21 protein-coding genes and 1 riboswitch are annotated in these 18,751 nt (G+C 67.9%); of the genes, 7 read left to right on the top strand and 14 right to left on the bottom strand.

Annotated elements, in window-relative coordinates; translation table 11 throughout:
* The first annotated feature begins 131 nt into the window (after window positions 1-131).
* Window positions 132-452: a hypothetical protein gene (locus XH93_RS16360; RefSeq protein WP_194474313.1), complete on the top strand. Its 321-nt coding sequence runs from the start codon at window positions 132-134 to the stop codon at window positions 450-452.
* Between the two features lie 166 nt (window positions 453-618).
* Entirely contained in the window at window positions 619-1,293 is a 675-nt protein-coding gene (locus XH93_RS16355; protein ID WP_194475170.1) for a peroxiredoxin-like family protein, read from the top strand.
* Here the strand turns inward: XH93_RS16355 and XH93_RS16350 are convergent.
* Window positions 1,283-2,281: an AraC family transcriptional regulator gene (locus XH93_RS16350; RefSeq protein WP_194474312.1), complete on the bottom strand. Its 999-nt coding sequence runs from the start codon at window positions 2,279-2,281 to the stop codon at window positions 1,283-1,285. The genes XH93_RS16355 and XH93_RS16350 overlap by 11 nt on opposite strands.
* Before the next feature lie 130 nt (window positions 2,282-2,411).
* On the opposite strand from XH93_RS16350, the gene XH93_RS16345 reads away from it, so the two are divergent.
* From XH93_RS16345 to XH93_RS16335, 3 genes are all read left to right on the top strand, one after another.
* Window positions 2,412-2,948: a carboxymuconolactone decarboxylase family protein gene (locus tag XH93_RS16345; protein WP_139863721.1), complete on the top strand. Its 537-nt coding sequence runs from the start codon at window positions 2,412-2,414 to the stop codon at window positions 2,946-2,948.
* Between the two features lie 39 nt (window positions 2,949-2,987).
* Window positions 2,988-3,500: a YkgB family protein gene (locus XH93_RS16340; protein WP_194474311.1), complete on the top strand. Its 513-nt coding sequence runs from the start codon at window positions 2,988-2,990 to the stop codon at window positions 3,498-3,500.
* A 286-nt stretch (window positions 3,501-3,786) separates the two neighbouring features.
* The gene (locus XH93_RS16335; RefSeq protein WP_139863719.1) at window positions 3,787-3,978 is read left to right on the top strand and encodes a hypothetical protein; all 192 of its coding nucleotides are present in this window, start codon (window positions 3,787-3,789) and stop codon (window positions 3,976-3,978) included.
* 36 nt (window positions 3,979-4,014) lie between these two features.
* Here the strand turns inward: XH93_RS16335 and cobF are convergent, their stop codons facing one another.
* Genes cobF through cbiE form a run of 6 tightly spaced genes read right to left on the bottom strand, consistent with a single transcriptional unit; the run spans window position 4,015 to window position 9,132 of the window.
* Window positions 4,015-4,764 (bottom strand): precorrin-6A synthase (deacetylating), encoded by a 750-nt coding sequence (gene cobF, locus XH93_RS16330; RefSeq protein WP_194474310.1) that lies wholly within the window; start codon window positions 4,762-4,764, stop codon window positions 4,015-4,017.
* A 7-nt stretch (window positions 4,765-4,771) separates the two neighbouring features.
* Window positions 4,772-5,500: a uroporphyrinogen-III C-methyltransferase gene (cobA, locus tag XH93_RS16325; RefSeq protein WP_194474309.1), complete on the bottom strand. Its 729-nt coding sequence runs from the start codon at window positions 5,498-5,500 to the stop codon at window positions 4,772-4,774.
* Window positions 5,497-6,807 carry a cobyrinate a,c-diamide synthase gene (locus XH93_RS16320; RefSeq protein ID WP_194474308.1) on the bottom strand — a complete coding sequence of 437 codons (1,311 nt, stop codon included), beginning with the start codon at window positions 6,805-6,807 and terminating at the stop codon, window positions 5,497-5,499. The genes cobA and XH93_RS16320 overlap by 4 nt, the downstream gene beginning before the upstream one ends.
* A complete protein-coding gene (gene cobM / locus XH93_RS16315; RefSeq protein WP_194474307.1) occupies window positions 6,804-7,589 on the bottom strand; it encodes a precorrin-4 C(11)-methyltransferase in 786 nt (261 codons plus the stop codon). The genes XH93_RS16320 and cobM overlap by 4 nt, the downstream gene beginning before the upstream one ends.
* Window positions 7,586-7,954 carry a cobalamin biosynthesis protein gene (locus tag XH93_RS16310; RefSeq protein WP_194474306.1) on the bottom strand — a complete coding sequence of 123 codons (369 nt, stop codon included), beginning with the start codon at window positions 7,952-7,954 and terminating at the stop codon, window positions 7,586-7,588. Before XH93_RS16310 ends, cobM begins: the two co-directional genes overlap by 4 nt.
* Window positions 7,951-9,132, bottom strand: coding sequence for a precorrin-6y C5,15-methyltransferase (decarboxylating) subunit CbiE (cbiE, locus tag XH93_RS16305; protein ID WP_194474305.1), 1,182 nt, complete (start codon window positions 9,130-9,132; stop codon window positions 7,951-7,953). Before cbiE ends, XH93_RS16310 begins: the two co-directional genes overlap by 4 nt.
* On the opposite strand from cbiE, the gene XH93_RS16300 reads away from it, so the two are divergent.
* Window positions 9,131-9,880 carry a cobalt-precorrin-6A reductase gene (locus XH93_RS16300; protein ID WP_194474304.1) on the top strand — a complete coding sequence of 250 codons (750 nt, stop codon included), beginning with the start codon at window positions 9,131-9,133 and terminating at the stop codon, window positions 9,878-9,880. The genes cbiE and XH93_RS16300 overlap by 2 nt on opposite strands.
* On the opposite strand, the gene cobJ is transcribed toward XH93_RS16300, so the two are convergent.
* The 7 genes from cobJ to XH93_RS16265 are packed head-to-tail and all read right to left on the bottom strand — an operon-like array spanning window position 9,856 to window position 17,759.
* On the bottom strand, window positions 9,856-10,590 hold the full coding sequence (gene cobJ, locus XH93_RS16295) for a precorrin-3B C(17)-methyltransferase (protein WP_194474303.1): 735 nt from the start codon (window positions 10,588-10,590) through the stop codon (window positions 9,856-9,858). The two genes, XH93_RS16300 and cobJ, sit on opposite strands and share 25 nt — an antisense overlap.
* Window positions 10,587-11,318 (bottom strand): precorrin-2 C(20)-methyltransferase, encoded by a 732-nt coding sequence (locus XH93_RS16290; RefSeq protein WP_194474302.1) that lies wholly within the window; start codon window positions 11,316-11,318, stop codon window positions 10,587-10,589. Before XH93_RS16290 ends, cobJ begins: the two co-directional genes overlap by 4 nt.
* Window position 11,319: 1 nt before the next feature.
* On the bottom strand, window positions 11,320-11,949 hold the full coding sequence (locus XH93_RS16285) for a precorrin-8X methylmutase (protein ID WP_194474301.1): 630 nt from the start codon (window positions 11,947-11,949) through the stop codon (window positions 11,320-11,322).
* Entirely contained in the window at window positions 11,949-13,112 is a 1,164-nt protein-coding gene (gene cobG, locus XH93_RS16280) for a precorrin-3B synthase (RefSeq protein ID WP_194474300.1), read from the bottom strand. Before cobG ends, XH93_RS16285 begins: the two co-directional genes overlap by 1 nt.
* Window positions 13,109-16,357, bottom strand: coding sequence for a cobaltochelatase subunit CobN (gene cobN, locus XH93_RS16275; RefSeq protein ID WP_194474299.1), 3,249 nt, complete (start codon window positions 16,355-16,357; stop codon window positions 13,109-13,111). The genes cobG and cobN overlap by 4 nt, the downstream gene beginning before the upstream one ends.
* Complete coding sequence (gene cobW / locus XH93_RS16270) at window positions 16,357-17,391, bottom strand: cobalamin biosynthesis protein CobW (protein ID WP_194474298.1); 1,035 nt, start codon at window positions 17,389-17,391, stop codon at window positions 16,357-16,359. The genes cobN and cobW overlap by 1 nt, the downstream gene beginning before the upstream one ends.
* On the bottom strand, window positions 17,388-17,759 hold the full coding sequence (locus XH93_RS16265; RefSeq protein ID WP_194474297.1) for a DUF1636 domain-containing protein: 372 nt from the start codon (window positions 17,757-17,759) through the stop codon (window positions 17,388-17,390). The genes cobW and XH93_RS16265 overlap by 4 nt, the downstream gene beginning before the upstream one ends.
* Window positions 17,760-17,851: 92 nt before the next feature.
* A riboswitch (cobalamin riboswitch) is annotated at window positions 17,852-18,058 on the bottom strand.
* A 36-nt stretch (window positions 18,059-18,094) separates the two neighbouring features.
* On the opposite strand from XH93_RS16265, the gene cobO reads away from it, so the two are divergent.
* A complete protein-coding gene (gene cobO, locus XH93_RS16260) occupies window positions 18,095-18,748 on the top strand; it encodes a cob(I)yrinic acid a,c-diamide adenosyltransferase (protein WP_194474296.1) in 654 nt (217 codons plus the stop codon).
* Window positions 18,749-18,751: the final 3 nt, after the last annotated feature.

Raw genomic sequence — 18,751 nt, 5'->3', positions numbered from 1 at the left:
CGCGCGCCGACGGTGGATGAGACGAACGAGCATGTCTTCGATCCCTGATGGCATTCAGCGTCTTGCGCACATGCGTATGGTGACGAGCAACGGAGTTGCTCATCCCGAGCCTCCAGCCAAGGAGTGCCGCCATGTCCCGCAATTCGATCCTGAAGCGCACCGCCGCCGCGATTGTCGTCTTCGCCGGCCTGCTTGCTCCGGCCAGCGCGAACCAGCCCGTCGGCGTCTTCCCCGACCTGCCGGTCAGCGCGACTGCAGATCAGTCCATGTCGGCTGCGCGTAGCCGGCCGATCGAGCTGACGTCGCGCCGTCCCTGGCTTGCGCCGGTCGGCCATCGGCAACCGCAATTGGCCGACGTTCCCCGGCCCGAGACGGTGTCGGCGTGGGAGCGGCAGCAACAGCAGCTCGACCACGAACTGGACCGCAAGCTGGTGATCTGCCGCGGCTGCTAACCCGCCCGAACCACTTATTCCGAACAGGAATAGACGATAGTCGGACGCCCCTGCTACCCCGCACGGCCGCCTCCGTTAGCTTCTCAGGTGTGAGTTCAACCTAGCGGACGGCGCCGCCGCCCTCCACGCAGCACCCAAGGATCCCGCCATGTCACTTCAAGCCAATATGTCACTTCGAGCCAGGCTCGACGCCTTCAAAGCCGATTTCGAAGCCGGCAAGGCGCCCTATAACGTTCCGCCGGCCGTCATCGAGATCATGCACCGCGCCACCGCGGAGCTGATCGCCTCCGGCGCCGCGCAAGGCGCCAGGAAGGCCGGCGACGTCGCGCCGTCGTTCTCGCTCACCGATCCGGACGGCAACGTCGTCAACTCGGCGGACCTCTTGAAGCGCGGCGCGCTGGTGCTCAGCTTCTACCGCGGCGTCTGGTGCCCGTATTGCAACATGGAGCTGCAGGCGCTCGAGGCTGCGAGGCCGGAGTTCGAGAAATACGGCGCATCGCTGGTCGCGATCTCGCCGCAGACCGCGCCGAACAGCCGCAAATCAGTGCGCCAGAACAAGCTCTCGTTCCCGATCCTGTCGGATGCAAACGGCGAGCTCGCCGAGGCTTTCGGGCTGCGCTTCCGCCTGCCCGACTATCTGGTCGAGCTCTACAAGCAGCTGAAGAACGATCTGCCGAGCTTCAACAACGATCCGAGCTGGACGCTGCCGATGCCGGGCCGCTACGTGATCGGACAGGACGGCGTGATCCTCTACTCCGAAGTCAACCCCGACTACACCCGCCGCCCCGAGCCCGAGGACATGATCCCGGTTCTGCAGCAGGCCGCCGCCGTCAAGGCGTGATGCGCGACGCGGCCGATGGCGCATCGCCATCGGCCGCAGCACTTGCCAACACATCCTGTCCCGACGGCCGCTGCGCCTTTCGCCACTGTGCCGCCGTCACGCCCATGTGGCTCTTGAACGCGCGCTGAAATGCCGCTTCCGACTGGTATCCCGCAAGCTCCGCTACCGCGCCCGTGGAGAGCGACGACCTCTTCAACTCGTTGGCTGCGAGCGTCATCCTGATATCGGTCAAAAGATCGCTCGGCGACCGCCCGAGCTTGTCCTGGAATTGCCGTGCCAGCGTGGCGCGCGACATGTTGCAGAGCTGTGCCAGCTCCGGCAGCGACCACGCATGCGCGGGATCGTTGAACATCGCGGCCACCGCCGGCGCGAGCCTGGCATGACCGACCAGCGCCAGCAAACCGCGCGGTGCGGCGCCGCTCTCGCTGGCGAGCCGCAGCACCAGCGCGAACATCGCCGTCGACAGCGCGTTCAGCATGGCGTGACCGCCGAGGTGATCGTCGGCGGCTTCGCTGCGCATCATGGACACCAGTCCGGCAAGCTGCGTGGCGGTGCCTTCTCCCGCCCCCGCGCCGGCATGCACGACGAGGCGCGGCGGCAGATAGCTGCGCAGCAGACGATCGTGCGGCGGCGCGATGGCGAAATGTCCGCACAGCAGATCGAGCCGCTGGTCCGAGCCGAGATTTTCGCTGATGGTGAAATTCAGCGCCGGCCGGTTGCGCGCCGGGCGCGGCGCGGCGCCGCTGCCGTCATGCATCACGTGCCGCGGGTTGCTGGGCAGCAGCAGGATGTCGCCGGCCTTGAGCTGCAGCGGGTGGCCGCCGGCGGGATCGTCCAGGATCGCCGAGCCGGCGAGCACCGCGTGATAGGGGATCTCGTTGGTCGCGGCCGGCCCCTGATCGATGCGCCAGGGCACGCCGTAGCTGCAGCGCAGATCCAGCCGCCCGCGCACCGGGATCATTTCGAACAGCCGGCTCAGCCAATCCATACCGGGACCCTCAAACGCCCTTTCATGAGACGATTGAGCATATAGTCGAGATTTATCGACATTCAATGTCTCATACACCAGGTCTACGTTCACTCCGCAATCGTTCACCAACCAACCACGGAGTGCCACCATGTCCCGTCTTTCAGTTCCCAATCTCGAAGCCGATGCCGGCCCGTCGGGCCAGATCTACGCCCAGATCAAGAAGGCGATCGGCAGCGTCCCGAACACGTATGCGGCGATCGCCGCGCACGGTCCGGCGGCGCTCAAGTCGGTGCTTGCTGCCGACGCGGTGCTTGCCGGCGGCAGCCTGTCCAAGAGCGACCGGGAAGTGATCAAGCTCGTGATCAGCGATGCCGGCGGCTGTGACTATTGTGTCGCCGCACACACCCATCTTGCCAAGCTCGCCGGCGTGGATCCGGACGTGCTCCGGCAGATCCGCGAGAGCGAGCAGACCGGTGACGCCAAGCGCGATGCACTGGTGCGTTTCGTCCGCAAGCTCGCGCAGTCGAGCGGCACGGTCAGCGACGTCGATTTCGCCGCGATCAGGACCGCCGGCTACAGCGACGCCCAGTTGGTCGAGATCAGCCTGGCGTTTGCGACCACCATCTTCACCAACGTCTTCAACCGCATCAACGACACCGAGATCGACTTCCCCGCAGTCGCGTGAAGCGGCAGGGCTGCAAGTCACATGAGAAGGATCACGACCATGACCACGCTCTCCACCACCGCCACCAGCCAAAGTCTGCTCGTCCGCACGCTCTACAAGTCCGGCCTGCTCTCGAACGATATCGACTATCACGTCGTGCGGGCCTCGATGGTGATCATGTTCTTCTTCTTCGGATACCAGAAGTGGTTTCCGTACGAGTTCGAACGCCTGGTCCCGTTCATCAGCAACGGACCGCTGATCTGGTGGCTGTATCCGCTGTTCGGCCACGCCGGCGCCAGCTACTTCCTCGGCGTCTCGGAGTGGACATTCGGATCGCTGCTGCTCGCCGGCTACTGGGACAAGCGGCTCGGCGTGCTCGGCGCCCTCGGCTCGGCCGGCACCTTCATCGCGACGGTCACCATCATCCCGTTCATGCCGGAAGGCTGGGACGTCGCGGCCGGCGGGTTCCCCGCGATGACCGGCAACGTGCCCTTCCTGATGAAGGACGTCGTCCTGCTCGCAGTCTCGCTCTACCTCTTGAAGCAGGACGTGGTTCGCCTGACGCGGCAATAGGTGGCCCGCTGCCGATGGCGATGGTCGCCGGCGAGTCCCCAGCTCGCCGGCGATTGCGCGTGATCAGGATTCAGCGGACAGAAGCTTAACTTGTTGCTGAACCTATCGAATGTTCCGGCGTTGCCAATCCGTTCCGACAATGTGGGCCGCGGTGGCCTTGGGTTTGATTTGGGGAACGTCGCGATTTGCGTTAACGGAAGCTCCGTAGTTCTCCGACCGTGAACATAGTTCCGCCGCGCTGCCTGCATTAAAAAATACCGTCGGCTTTGTTTCTGGGGTGAGATTAATGAAGAAGGACGACGTAACGTGCCCGCGCTGTGGCGCCGGATTCCGCCGCCTTGAATTGGCGTCCGAGTCTGGAACCGAAGGCCAGTATCGCTGCCCGGTCTGCGAAACGACGCTCGAGCTGTTCGATGGCGACAAGCTCGTGGCCTATCGCCTGACCATCCAGCCGTCCATCCGGGCGTTCAAGGGTTAGCAACCGCGCGGATGACGTGTCGGCACGCGATCACAATCACGATCGCCGCTTGAGAATGTAGCTGTCCATGATCCAGCCGTGCCGTGCGCGCGCTTCGCGGCGTGCGGAGATGATACGAGGACCGACCTCGGTGAGATCACCGGCCATGATGATCTGGTCGGGCATGCCGAGATAGGCGCCCCACCAGATTTGCAGCCCTGAAGGATTCAACGTCTGGAACGCCGCGCCGCCATCGAGCATCACGGCGACGGTGTCGACGCCGGGCGGCCAGCCACCTTCGCGCAGCCGCCGGCCCGTGGTGACGAGAAACGGCTCGCCGATATCGTTGAGCGGCAGCGCATGCGCCGCGCACAGCGCCTGGATCGAGGTGATGCCCGGGACCACCTCGATGGCCGGCAGCGGATCCAGCCGCCGCGCGATCCGCAGGCTTGAATCATAGAGCGACGGATCGCCCCAGATCAGCAGCGCAACGCGCCCCTCATCATCGAGGTGACGCGCGATCTGCCGCGACCAGGTTGCGGCGACCGCGTCATGCCAATCGTCGACGCCCTTGCGATAATCATCCTCGCCGGCATCGCGCACCGGCAGGTCGAACTCGGCGATGCGCGTATGGTCGTTGCCGAGCACCTCAGCGCAGATCGAACGCCGCAGGTCGGCGAGATCCGATTTCGCACTGCCCTTGTGCGGGATCAGGATCAGATCGGCGGCGTTGATCGCAGCGATCGCGGCCCGCGTGAGCTGCTGCGGATCGCCGCAACCGATGCCGATCAGGGAGAGCGTCAGCATCGCCGCATCACCCATGACCCGGCGCCAACGCGCCGAACAGAATGACCGACGCCGCGGTCGCCGTGCCCGCGTCCGCGAGCAGCTCCGCGAGGCCCGCGATCGTGGTGCGGACGATCCGCTGCTCGGGATGGCCGAGCGACTCCGCCAGCAATGCGGGCGTCGTGGGCGCGAGGCCATGCGCGGTCAGTTTTGCCGCCAGCGCCGGGAATGTGCGCCTGCCCATATAGACCACGGTGGTCGCTTCGGGATCGGCCAGCGCCGACCAGTTCATGTCAGCCGGCAGCCCGCCGCTGACATCGGCCCCGGTGATGAACTGCACCCGGCGCGAAGTCTGTCGTCGTGTCAGGGGAATGCCGGCTTGCGCAGCGGCGACGGAGGCCGAGGTGACGCCGGGAACGATTTCGTAGCCGATGCCGGCGGCGCGCACCGCTTCGATCTCCTCCTCGAGCCGGCCGAAAATTCCTGCGTCTCCCGATTTCAGCCGCACCACGCGCGCGCCGGTCGCCGCATAATCGACCAGCAGACGGCTGACGTGCTGCTGCCGGCTCGACGGCCGGCCGGCGCGCTTGCCGACGGCGACAAGATTGGCGCTGGCGTGTGCGAGATCGAGGATCGCGCCGGCGGCGAGATCGTCGTACAGCACCACGTCGGCCTCGCGCAGCCGCGCGGCGCCTCTCACCGTCAGGAGTTCAGGGTCGCCGGGTCCGGCGGAGACGAAGGAAACAAAGCCGCTCATCGGTCCTCCGCAATCAGGTGAAAAAACGTTCCGGTCGCGTGGCCGCGCCGCGAGCCGGTCTCGGCGACGATCGCACCGGTCGCATCGCGCACCACCGCGAGCGGCGTGTCGGGCTGCGCGATGATCGTCGAGTAGTGAAACTCGTGGCCGCGAAGCCGTGTGCCTTGCGCGTGCCCGGGCATCGGCGCGGTGAGCTCGGCGAGCCGGTAGCCCAGATGCATGCGGCGCTTGGCGTAGCTGGTCTCGAGGCCGAGCAATCCCGCCATCGCGTGGCGCACGCCATCGGCGTCGGTCAGCGCCGTGCCAAGCACCATGTATCCCCCGCATTCGCCATGCACCGGCCGGGTTTCGGCAAAGCCGCGTACGCCGTCGAGAAACCGGGTGTTGGCGGCGAGCCGGCCGGCGTGCAGCTCGGGATAACCGCCCGGCAGCCAGCACACATCGGCGCGCGCATCGGGGCCTTCATCGGCCAGCGGCGAGAACGTCACGATCTCGGCGCCCGCGTCGCGCCAGGCTTCCAGCATGTGCGGATAGATGAAGGAGAATGCCGCATCGCGCGCCAGCGCGATGCGCTGTCCCGGCGGCGTCACGCGCAAGCTGCCGGTTTTGGCCGGCGGCGACCAGGCGCGCGCCGATCGCAGCACGGCGTCGAGATCGACGTGCTCGGCGACGAAGCGCGCGGCCTCCGCGATCAGGCCGTCGACCTCCGCCTGCTCTTCGGCCTGCACCAGGCCGAGATGGCGCTTCGGCAAGGCGATCTCGGCGTGACGCGGCAGCGCCCCAAACACGGCAATGCCTGCATCCGCCATCGCGCTGCGCACCAGCGCCTCGTGACGCGGGCTGGCGACGCGGTTGAGGACGACGCCGGCGAGCGTCACGCCGGCGCGGAAATCGCGCAGTCCGGCGGCCACCGCCGCCGCGGTTTGCGCCTGGCCGGACGGGTCGATCACCAGCAGCACCGGCCATCCCATCATCTCGGCAATGTCGGCCGTCGCGCCGGTGCCCGCGGCGCCGCGCGCGGCGACGCCGTCGAACAGGCCCATCGAGCCTTCGGCCAGAACGAGGTCTGCATCCGCACCGCGGCGTGTCAGATGTTCGATCGCCTCGCGCGGCATCGTCCAGCTATCGAGATTGACCGACGCGCGTCCGGTGGCGACGGCGTGGAACGCGGGGTCGATGTAATCCGGCCCGCTCTTGAAGCACTGCACGTTCAGTCCGCGGCCCCGATAGGCGCGCGCCAGCGCCAGCGTCAGCGTGGTCTTGCCGGCGCCGGACGCCGGCGCCGAGATCATCAGCCCCGCCGTCATCGCGAGGTCTCCGGAAAGCGCGGTGCCGCCCCGACCGGCCGATAGCGGCGGTCATAGTCCGCGGCGTAGAGACGGCTCTCGGAGAACTCTTCCGCACCGAGCGTCCTGCCAACCAGGATCAGTGCGGTGCGTTCGAGCTCGGGACCGACGGCGGCGTCCAGCGTCGCCAGTGTGGCGCGCACGATGCGCTGGTCCGGCCAGCTCGCACGCCAGACGATCGCCACCGGACAATCCGCGCCGTAATGCGGCACGAGCTCGGCGACCACCTTGTCCAGCAAATGGATCGACAGATGAATCGCGAGCACCGCGCCGGTGGCGGCGAATGCGGCCAGCGTCTCGCCTTCGGGCATCGCGCTTGCCCGGCCCGGCGTCCGCGTCAGCACCACCGATTGCGCGAGGCCGGGCAGCGTGAGCTCGGCCTCGAGCGCCGCCGCGGCGGCGGAAAACGCCGGCACGCCGGGCGTGATCGAATAGGGAATGTTTAACGCGCGCAGCCGGCGCAATTGCTCGCCCATCGCCGACCAGATCGAGAGATCGCCGGAATGCAGCCGCGCGACATCCTTGCCGTCGGCATGCGCGGCGGCGATCTCCGCGATGATCGCGTCGAGCGACAGCGGCGCGGTGTTGACGATACGCGCGTCCTTCGGGCAGTGCGCGAGAACGCCCTGCGGCACCAGCGATCCCGCATAGAGACACACCGGGCACGACGCGATCAGATCGCGGCCGCGCAGGGTCAAGAGATCGGCGGCGCCCGGTCCTGCGCCGATAAAGTGCACCGTCATTCGCCGTCTCCTTCCGCGATCGCCGCGGTGGCCATCCGATCCTGCGAAACACAGCGGGACGCAATCAGCCGTGCGCCGCGTCCCGCAGCGGCGAGTGCCGCGGCCTCGGCGATCGAGCCGGTCCCGAACCTGGCGTTGACCAACGCGGACTGGGTCGCGGTCTTGATCCCGCCCAACCTCTCGGCGGAAAAGCCCCGGATCGGCAATCCCAATTCGTCCGCGAGCAACCGCAGCGTCGGCGCGTCGGCCTTGTCGCGCAGCGTCGCGACCGCCGCAAGGCCTGTAGAACCGCCGGCTGCGTGGAGCGCTTCGCGCAGCGACGCAAGCGTGGCGTCCTGTCTGAATCCCAGGCCCGCGACCTTCATTTCACCGCGCTCCATTGCACGACCGGCCGCGCCGCTTTCCAGGAGCGATAGCGGCCCAGTTGATCCGCATGCGCAATCTCGGCCCGCATCAGCTCGCCGCCATGGCGAAGCTCGAGATCGGCGAGCAGCGCCTCGGTCTCCAGCGTCACCGCATGCGCCACCAGCCGCGTACCCGGCGCGAGGCGCGACCAGATTGCATCGAACATCGCAGCGTCGAGACCGCCACCGATGAACACGGCATCCGGGCTCGCGAGACCCGACAGGATGCCGGGCGCTTCTCCCTCGACGATTGTCATGCGGTGCGTCACGCCAAAACTTTCGGCATTGCGACGGATGTTCGCGACGCGATCGCCGCGCGCCTCGACGGCAATCGCGGTCCCGCCGCACAGCGCCCATTCGATCGAGATCGAGCCGGAGCCTGCGCCGATGTCCCACAACCGTTCGCCGGGCCGTGGCGCAAGCGCCGACAGCGCCAGCGCGCGGACCGGCCGCTTCGTCAGTTGTCCGTCATGCACGAACAGCGTGTCCGGAAGACCGCAGCTGCGCGCGATCCCCTGCGCTTCCTTCAGCTCCAACGCGACCGCGACCAGGCTTTCTTCCGTGTCGGCCACATAACTATCGGTACGATGCTGCCTGACAACTTCGCGTGGACCGCCAAGCGCGGACAAGGTCCACATCGATGACGTCCCCCAGCCGCGCTCGGTGAGCCAGCGCGCGAGATCGCCCGCCGCCTTGCCATCGCGCAGCAGGCAGATGATCCGTGCGCCCCGTGCGAGATGCGGCACCAGACGTTCGAACGGCGCGGCATGCAGCCCGAGACAAATGACGTTCTCGAGCCGCCAGCCCAGGCGCGCCGCCGCGAGCGAGAAGGTCGACGGCGCGGGATAGGCGATCCATTCACCGGCTTGCAATTTCTCGGCAAGGCTGCCGCCGGCGCCGTGCCAGAACGGGTCGCCCGAGGCGAGCACCGCCGTCGGACGGCCGCGGCAGCTCAGCACGACATCCGCATCGAACGGCACCGGCCAGGCCCGGCCGCGATCGGTGATGCCGGCCAGCGCCAGATGCCGCTCGCCGCCGAACACGGTCTCGGCTTCGCGAAGCGCGTTTCGGCTTGCTTCGGAGAGGCCGGCAAGGCCATCTTCGCCGATGCCGATGATGGTCAACCAGGGATTACCCATGACACGCGCCCTGATCCTGGGCGGAACGACGGACGCCAATCTGCTCGCCGAAGCAATCGCGCGCGCCGGGATCGACGCGCTCTATTCCTATGGCGGCCGCACCCGCGCGCCCGCCGAACAGCCGCTGCCGACTCGCAGTGGCGGCTTCGGCGGCCCCAACGGTCTCGCCGACTATCTTCGCCGCGAGCGCATCACCCATGTGGTCGACGCGACGCATCCGTTCGCGGCTGAGATGAGCCGCAACGCGGTCGCCGCCTGCGCGGAAACCGCAACGCCCTTGCTCGCGCTGGAGCGCGCGCCGTGGCGCAAGGCATCCGGTGACAACTGGATCGAGGTCGAAGACGTCGCCTCCGCGGTCGCGGCTCTGCCGGAGAGCCGCGCCCGCGTTTTCCTCGCCATTGGCCGCCAGCACATCGCGCCGTTCGCCGCCCGCCCGCAGCATGCCTACACGTTGCGGTTCGTCGATCCGCCCGAAGGTGCGCTGCCGTTGCCCGGCGCCGATGTCATCGTATCGCGCGGCCCCTTCACCCTTGATGGTGAGCTCGCGATGATGCGCACACGTGGCATCGAATGGATCGTCGCGCGCAATTCCGGCGGCGCCGGCGCGCGCGCCAAGATCGACGCCGCCCGCGCGCTCGGCCTTCCAGTCATCATGATCACAAGGCCGCAGCTTCCCGACAGGCCGCGGGCGGAAAGCGTCGCCGAGGTGATGGCGTGGCTCGGTCATCGCACCTGCCTCGGCGCATAGATCCAGCGGCCGACCCGGCGCGTCGCCGAATTGCCGACGATCACCAGCGTCCGCATGTCGGCCATCTCCGGCCGCGCGTCGCGCAGCTCGACTACCTCGATGCGCTGTTTCGGCGTAGAGACCGCGTGAGCGAACACGACAATGCGTTTCCCGCACCCGGCTTCGCGCAGAATCTCGAGGACGCGGCCAAAGCCGTCCGGCCGGCTAGCAGAACGCGGATTGTACATCGCGATGGCAAAATCAGCCTCCGCGGCGAGCCGTAATCGCTTCTCGATCACCGGCCACGGTTTTAGATTGTCGGAGAGATTGATCGCGCAAAAATCATGACCGAGCGGCGCACCGCAGGCTGCGGCTGCCGCCAGCATCGCCGTCACGCCGGGCAGCACCCGGATCGGCAGGTCGCGCCACTCTGGCCCATCCTCCAGCGCCTCGAACACCGCGGAAGCCATCGCAAACACGCCGGGATCGCCCGAAGACACCACGACGACGTCGCGCCCTTCCGACGCCAGCCGCAGCGCCGCGCCGGCGCGTTGCAACTCGACGCGATTGTCGGACGGATGCAGCGTGAGCCCCTCGCGCGGCTGCACGCGCGAGACATAGGGCCCATAGCCCACAATGTCGGTCGCCTGCGCAAGCGCCGCGGAGACTTCCGGCGTGATCAACGCCTCGTCGCCCGGCCCCAGCCCAGCGATGGTCAACGTGCCGGTCATTCGGCAGCCTCCCGGCGCAGCCCCTGCCCGTGCACCAGCACGATCGCAAAGTAGGCGCACTCGGCGTCATGGATATCGACGAGCCGGCTGACGCGCTGGTCCGGCATGGTGCCGCGCTCGACGAGCCAGGCGTCATCGAGGCGGCCGGCAGAGGCCAGCGCGCGGCGGATCTTGCTCAGATTGCGCCCCGTCTTCATGACGACCAGCGCATCGGAATTGCGCATCCGCTGTTCGAGCTCGGCTTCCGGCAGCGTACCCATCAGCACCGTCGTGACGTCGTCGCCGAGCGCAATCGGCCGGCCGACTGCGTTCCAGCAGCCCGCCATGCCGGGAATTCCCGCGATTACCTCGAGGTCGACGCGCCCCTGCAGCCGCGTATGCAGATGCATGAACGAGCCGTAGAAATAGGGATCGCCCTCGCAGAGCACGACAATATCGATCGCGCGCGCCAGCCGCGCCAGGCGTTCCGCCCATTCGTCGTAGAAGCTTGCGAGCAGCCGCGCGTAGTCCGCGCTGTCGAACGCGATCTCCGTGGTGACGGGATATTCCATCGGATATTCGCAGGCATCAGTGGCGAGCAGCCCGTCGACGATGCGGCGCGCCTGTCCGAGCTGACCCTTCTTGCGGAAAAACGCGACATGCTTTGCGGCGCGCACGGTGCGGTCGGCACGCACGCTCATCAGATCAGGATCGCCCGGCCCGAGGCCGCAACAGATGATGCGCCCCATGCTACTCGCTCCGGCTCGCCAGCGCGTTGACTGCGGCAACGGTGATCGCCGAACCGCCAAGCCGTCCCTCGACCGTCAGCGCCGGTGCAGGCGGTTCGGCCATCAGCGCCGCCTTGGATTCGGCCGCACCGACGAAGCCGACCGGGCAACCGATGATCGCGGCCGGCCGCGGGCAATCGCCCTGCTCCAGCATGTTGAGCAGATGGAACAACGCCGTCGGTGCATTGCCGATAGCGACGACGGCGCCGTCGAGATGCGGGCGCCACAGCTCCAGCGCCGCCGCAGAGCGCGTGTTGCGCATCGATTGCGCGAGCGCGGGCACCGCAGGATCGCCCAACGTGCAGATCACGGCGTTGTCCGCGGGCAGCCGTGCGCGCGTAATCCCCTCCGACACCATGCGCGCGTCGCAGAGGATCGGCGCGCCGTTCTGCAGCGCGGCGCGCGCCGCCGCGGCCATGCCTGGCGTGAAGCGGACATGCGCTTCGAGCCCCACCATGCCCGCGGCATGGATCATGCGCACGACCACCGGCTCCTCATCCGCAGTGAAGCGGGCGAGATCGGCCTCAGCGCGAATGGTGGCAAAGGATTGCCGGTAGATCGCCGCGCCGTCGGTCTCGTAGGTATGCGGCATCAGTGGCCTCCCACCAGCAAGGAGGGATCGGCAAGCAGGCGCGCGTGGCTCAGCCCACGCATGACCGGCGCATCGCGCGTCGAGCCGCCACGCACGAGATCGAAGCCATCGCGTGTCGCAACCAGCGTGGTCTCGGCCGCGCCGGCATGCGCACAGCCCTTGGCGCAGCCGGAGACGTGCAGCCGTGCATCGGCCGGGATATGCGGCGCCAGCGCCGCTGCCAGCGCGCGCGTGTCGGCATGCGCGTCACGGCAGCGCGGCGCACCGCTGCACGCAATCGCTCGCAGCGCGGGGTCATCGGGCTGCGTGATCAGGTCCGCGCCACGAGGCATCTCGCGCACGCCTTCGACCAGCAGCATCCGCCACGGCGTCATGCGAATGGCCTGCGCGGTCGCTGCGAGATCGCGGAGCGTGTGATGCGGCAACTGCCCGAATGCAACGCCGACCATCGCGCCGAGCGGGCCAAGGCCGGGAACGGCGGCGGACCCTCGCTGCACCGGCTCGGCATCGCCGCGAAATGCCTCGGGCAGCGTTGCGCCGGCAGCGAGGTGAGCTGCCATCCGCCGCCTGTCGCCGTGCACACCGCTGGAGACAACGAACCATTCGGCCAGCGCGAGTGCGACCGGCACCGCTTCGCTCCGCGTGACGCGGCGGCCGAACCCGGCGCCATCGGCGCGCACCAGCAGCTCGCCGGCAGCATCGCGCTCGATCCTGATATCCGCAGAGGCATCCGCCAGCACCCGCTCGTTGCCGTCGTCGATCGCGAACCCGAACTTGGTCGGCAGATCGAGCGCCGCGCGAGCAAGGCCCTCCTCGAGCTCGGCGGCGAGCGACAGGGTTTCATCGCCGGCGGTCCAGAACGGCGTCACCAGAATGTTGCGCCGGGCTTCGCTGTCGGGATCGGCGTCGAGCAATTTAAGCTCGGCGAGCCCTTCGATCAGCGGCAGATGGGTGCGATCGCTGACGCCGCGGATTTGCAGATTGGCGCGGCTGGTCAGATCGATCTGGCCGTTGCCGTAGCGCTCTGCAAGATCGGCGATCCCCGCCGCCTGCGCTGCATCGAGCCGCCCACCGCGCGGGCGAACGCGCACCACGAGCCCGTCGCCTGAGCGCATCGGCCGCAGCGCGCCGGGACACCAGCCCTTGATCGCGACCGCGCTCATGAGGCCTCCTGCAGCGCCGCCGCGATCGAATTGCGGCGGGTGCGCCAGAGCGAGGCCTCATGCAGCCGCGTGAAGCAGGTTTCCAGCGCCGCCAGGGCGGCCGGGTTGTCGCGCGCCATGAAGGCGCGGACGTCGTCGTTGCCGAGGGTCGCGTCGTAATAGAGGTCGAACAGATGCGGCGGCACCGCACCGGCGAGATGGGCGAACGCCGCCATGTGTTCCAGCGTCGCCGATATTTCCGCGGCGCCGCGAAAGCCGTGGCGCATCATGCCCGCGATCCACGCCGGATTGGCGGGGCGGGCGCGCACCACCCGCGCGATCTCCTCGGTCAGCGAGCGGGCATGCGGCTGATCGGGCCGCGTTGCGTCGAGGTGATAGAGCGACGGCGCCTTCGCGCCGATGCGCGCGGCGGCGGCCGCGATGCCGGCCTCATGCGCGGCATAGTCCGCCGCCATCAGGAGATCGGTCTCCGGCAAGTCCTGGGTGTGAACAAAACTGTCGGCTGCCGTGAGCCTCGCCTCGATGCCCGCACGGTCGGGCCGCATCTCGCCATCGGATGCGAGGGCCCAGGACGACGCCGCGAGCCAGGCTTCGCCGGCCGCCTCGCGCGTCGCTTGCGTAAAATCATCCGGCACCGCGGCAATGCCCGCGCCGTAGTGGCCGGGGCGCGGCCCGAACACGCGCGAGATACGCTGCGTATAGGTATTCTCGTCGCCCTCCTCGCTGCGTTCGGACAGCGCTTCGGCCGCAGCTTCGAACAGCTGGGCGAGACCTGAGAAGACGTCGCGGAACAGGCCCGACACGCGCAAGGTGACGTCGATGCGCGGGCGGCCGAGCTCCGCCGGCGCGAGGATGTCGTAACCCGACACCCGGCCGGAGCCGTGATCCCAGCGCGGCGCGATGCCGGCGAGATGCAGCGCCATCGCAAAATCCTCGCCGGCGGTGCGCATCGTCGACGAGCCCCAGAGATCGACGACGAGACCCTTCGGCCAGTCGCCGTGATCCTGCAGATGGCGGCGCAGCAATTCCTCCGCGAGCTTGACGCCCTGCGCATGCGCCGACGGCGTCGGCACCGCGCGCGGATCGACCGCAAACAGATTGCGGCCGGTCGGCAGCACGTCGCTGCGTCCGCGATACGGCGAGCCCGACGGTCCGGGCGCGACGCGCTTGCCGGCGAGCGCGTTGCGCAGCGCGTCCCGCTCCGCCTCGCCGCAGGCGCCACGGCCGAACACATGCAGGCCATCGCCGAACTGGCTTTCCTTGAGATCGCAGACGAAGCGGTCGATCTGCGGGATCGCCTCCGCTGATGAGACCGAGGCCGCGAGCCCCAGATCGTCCTCGAGACCGGCGACGCGCGCTTCCTCGCGGATATCGGCGATCAAGCGCTGCCGCCGCGCCGGATCGAGCCCGTCGGCAGTCGAATATTCGTCGAGCAGCTGTTCGAGCCGGCGCAGGCGCTCCGGCAACGCGGCCGCCGCAAGCGGCGGCGGCAGATGACCGATCGTCACCGCGCCGGTCCGCCGCTTGGCCTGCGCCGCCTCGCCGGGATCGTTGACGATGAAGGGATAGATCACCGGCAGGTCGCCGATCAGCGCTTCCGGCCAGCACGCGGGCGACAGCGCGACGGATTTTCCGGGCAGCCATTCCAGCGTGCCATGCGCGCCCATATGCACCAGCGCATCGACGCCCTGCTGGCGGAGCCAGAGGTAGAACGCGACATAGGCATGGCGCGGCGTGCGCGCGAGATCGTGATAGTCGGCGTCGCGATGACCGACCTCGCCGCGTTCCGGCTGCACGGCGATGATGCTTTTGCCGGACCGGATCGCGGCGAAATGAAACGCGCCGTCACGGCAATCGGGATCGTCCTCCGGCGCGGCCCAGGCGCGCGCCAGATCATCCTGCAGCGCTTGCGGAAGACGGGACAGCGCCGCGCGATAGTCGGCGACGCTCCATGCCAGCTTCTCGCGCAGCAGCACGTCGCCCAGCGCCGGTGCCGGCGTGAGATCGTAGCCCGCTGCGGCAAGATCGGACAGCAGTGCATCGACCGAGGCGAGCGCGTCGAGGCCGACGGCATGCGCGATCTGATGCGGACGTCCCGGATAGTTCGAGAGCACGATCGCGAGTTGCTTGTCATGTGCCGGTTTGCCGGCGAGCCGGTGCCAGGCCGTCACGCGCGCAATCGCGGCGGCGACGCGCTCGCCGTCCGGCCGATGCGCCAAATGCGAGAATTGCAGGTCAGGATCGCGCTCCGCGGCTGACTTGAAGCTGACGACGCCCGCGAACAGCCGGCCGTCGACCTCCGGCAACACGACATGCATCGCGAGGTCGCCGGGTGAAAGCCCGCGCAGCGACTCCGCCCAATTCTCGCGCCGTGCGGTCGACAAGGCGACCTGGAACACTGGGCACGTCATGCCGTCGAACGGCGTCGTGCCGTCGTCACCGATCGCGGAGAACGCCGTCGCATTGACGATCGCGGCTGGCGGGCCTTGCGCGAACTGCGCGCGCAGCCAGTCCGCGACGCCGGCGGCCTTCAGTGAGGCAACGAACACGCCATAGGCGTCAAAGCCCTTCCGCCGCAACGCCGCGATCAGCGCATCGACCGGCGCCATGTCGCCGGCTGCCAGATACGAACGATAGAAGGTGACGATCGCGCGCGGCCGGTCATCGGCATCTGGCAGCGTCCGGATCGGACCGCGTTGCGGATCGTAGAACCCGATCTCCGCCAGGTCGATCTCGCCGACGACAGGCCCGGCATAGAGTCCGGAGGCCAGCGCCAGCTGCGCGATCACCGCCTGCGCCGCGACCGGGCCGCCCTTGTCGCACAGCGCCTTCAGCCGCCGCAGCGTCGAGACCGGCAGTGTCGAAAATTCATCCAGCCGCAGATCGTCGCGGCCGTCGGCCGGCAGCACCACCAGCGCGATGTTGCGTTCCTTCGCCAGCCGATGCAGCGCCGCCAGCCCATACGGCCAATACGGTTCACCGCCGATCAGGCGCACCAAAATGCCGCGCGCCTGCGACAGCGTTCGCTCGATATAGGTGTCGACCGAGAGCGGGTGGCGCAGCTCCGCGAGATTGGCGAGCCGCAGCGACGGCAATGACGCGCGGCCGCGCCGCCAGCCGGCCGCAAATGCCGCAAGGTCGCTGTCGGAAAACGAGAGCACCACGAGATCGGCCGGATCCTGGCCGAGGTCCCTTGGCGTCGCGGTCTCTTCGAGGCCGCGGCTCTCGCGGAAGATGACGTGCATCAGACACCCAGCCGCGCCCTGATGGCTGCTTCATCGATATCGCCGTGTTCACCGATCATGACGAGCTTTGATTGCCGCACCCGCGCACCCCACGGCATATCGAACTGGTGCCGCACCCGTTCGCCGACCGACTGCACCAGGAGCCGCATCGGCTTGCCCGCGACCGCGATATAACCCTTGGCGCGCAGCACGTTCTGCTCGCGCGCCAGCCCCTTGATCGACGCCACCAGCGCCTCGACGTCGGCGATTTCGGGCAGGTCGATCACCACCGAATTGAAGTCATTGTGCTCGTGCTCGTCCTCGCCGTCGTGATGCGACGGGCGCGATGCGAGGTCATCCTCCGCCGCCGCCGCGAGGCCCAGGATCACGCGGGCATCGATCGCGCCCTCGACCACCGGCAGCATCGGCACCTCGCGCGGCATTTCCGCGGTGATCGCCTCCTTGGCGGCCCTGATCCCTTCGGCCCCGGCGAGATCCGCCTTGGTCAGCAGCACGATATCGGCGCAGGCGATCTGGTCCTCGAACACTTCCGACAGCGGCGTCTCGTGATCGAGATTGGCGTCGGCCGCGCGCTGCGCATCGACCGCAGCCGGATCGGGCGCAAAGCGGCCGGCGGCAACGGCCTCGGCATCGGCCAGCGCGATCACGCCGTCGACCGTGATGCGCGAACGAATCTCGGGCCAGTCGAATGCTTTGAGCAGCGGCTTTGGCAGCGCGAGGCCCGATGTTTCGATCACGATGTGATCCGGCTTCACCGGGCGCGCCAAAAGCTGCTCCATCGCCGGGATGAAATCGTCGGCGACGGTGCAGCAGATGCAGCCATTGGCGAGCTCGACGATGTTCTCGGCCGGACAATCGGCATCGGCGCAGGATTTCAGAATCTCGCCGTCGACGCCTTCGCTGCCGAATTCGTTGACCAGCACCGCCAGCTTCTTGCCGTTGGCGTTCCTGATCAGATGCTGGATCAGCGTGGTCTTGCCCGATCCGAGAAAGCCGGTGACGACGGTGACCGGAATTTTGGTGAGCGCGTTCATTCTGCGGCCTCGGGTAGGACGACGGGCGGGATGCGGGCGAGCGATTGCTTGCGAAAGATTTCCGGGCGGCTGCGCCACGGCACGATGCCGTCGGGCGCCGCCGCATAGGCGGCGCTGCCTGCGATCACATCCTGTGCATTTTCCGCGGACAGCCGACCATAGACATAGGACCAACGGCCGGGCGCGCTGAGCGCGACCGAGCAGCCCTGGCTGCAGGCCGACAGGCATTCGACGGGAACCAGATTGACGCCGTCGGGCACGCCGGCGTCGAGCAGCGCGGCATGCAGCCGCGCACCGGGCGGGATTTCACCTTCGGCCAGCGTCTGCCCGGCGCGGCAGGTGATGCAGACATGCAGTGTAACGCTCATCGCCCATCCCAGATTGGCAGCGGGGGCGATGAGGCAACCGAACCGACGATGAACAAGGTTCGTTCCCCGTCGCGGAACACCCCGTCCGCCGGTTCTCACATCACTGCGCTGGCAGGTCTCCCGGCTTGCGGAGCAGGATTTTGTCCTTTGATCCCCGCCTTCCCGATTCCGTCAGGGAATCAGTGGCTTTGGGAATCTCTCCGGTCACGGTCGCGGGGGCGGCTGCGCTTCGGGCTTTCGCCCTATCGCATTCCCTCTTCGCCTGTCGTAGGACAGGAACCAACGCGGGCCCACCATTCGTCCACGGCTCCAACTTGTCAAGCCAAAGGAACGTCATGACTTCCGATGCAAACACCACTGAGGACGAAGCCGCGGACGCCGGCTCGTCGCAGGAGGCGCGGCATGCCGCCAGGATGGCGAAGAAGAAGGTCGCCCGTGACAAGATCATGGCGACCAAGAGCGGCGAAAAAGGCCTGATCATCGTTCATACCGGCGCCGGCAAAGGAAAATCGTCCTCGGCGTTCGGCATGATCGTGCGCTGCGTGGCGCACGGTTTCCCCTGCGCCGTGGTGCAGTTCATCAAGGGCGCCTGGGATACCGGCGAGCGCCGCCTGCTCACCGGACATTTCGGCGATCTCTGCCAATTCCACGCCATGGGCGAAGGTTTTACCTGGGAGACGCAGGATCGCGCCCGCGACATCTCGGCGGCGCAGGCCGGTTGGGAAAAGGCCAAGGAGCTGATCGCGGATCCGAGCTTGCGCATGGTGGTGCTCGACGAGATCAACATCGCGCTGCGCTACGATTATCTCGCGATCGCCGACGTCGTCGAATTTTTGACCACGTCAAAACCGCCGATGACCCATGTCGTGCTCACCGGGCGTAACGCCAAGGACGAGTTGATCGAGATCGCCGACCTCGTCACCGAGATGACGCTGGTCAAGCATCCGTTCCGCTCCGGCATCAAGGCCCAGCCGGGCGTCGAGTTCTGACTG

The organism is Bradyrhizobium sp. CCBAU 51753 (assembly GCF_015291565.1).
Taxonomy (GTDB): Bacteria; Pseudomonadota; Alphaproteobacteria; order Rhizobiales; family Xanthobacteraceae; genus Bradyrhizobium; species Bradyrhizobium ivorense.
The sequence above is the reverse complement of the archived record's forward strand: the minus strand, read 5'-3'. Positions and strand labels throughout refer to the sequence as shown.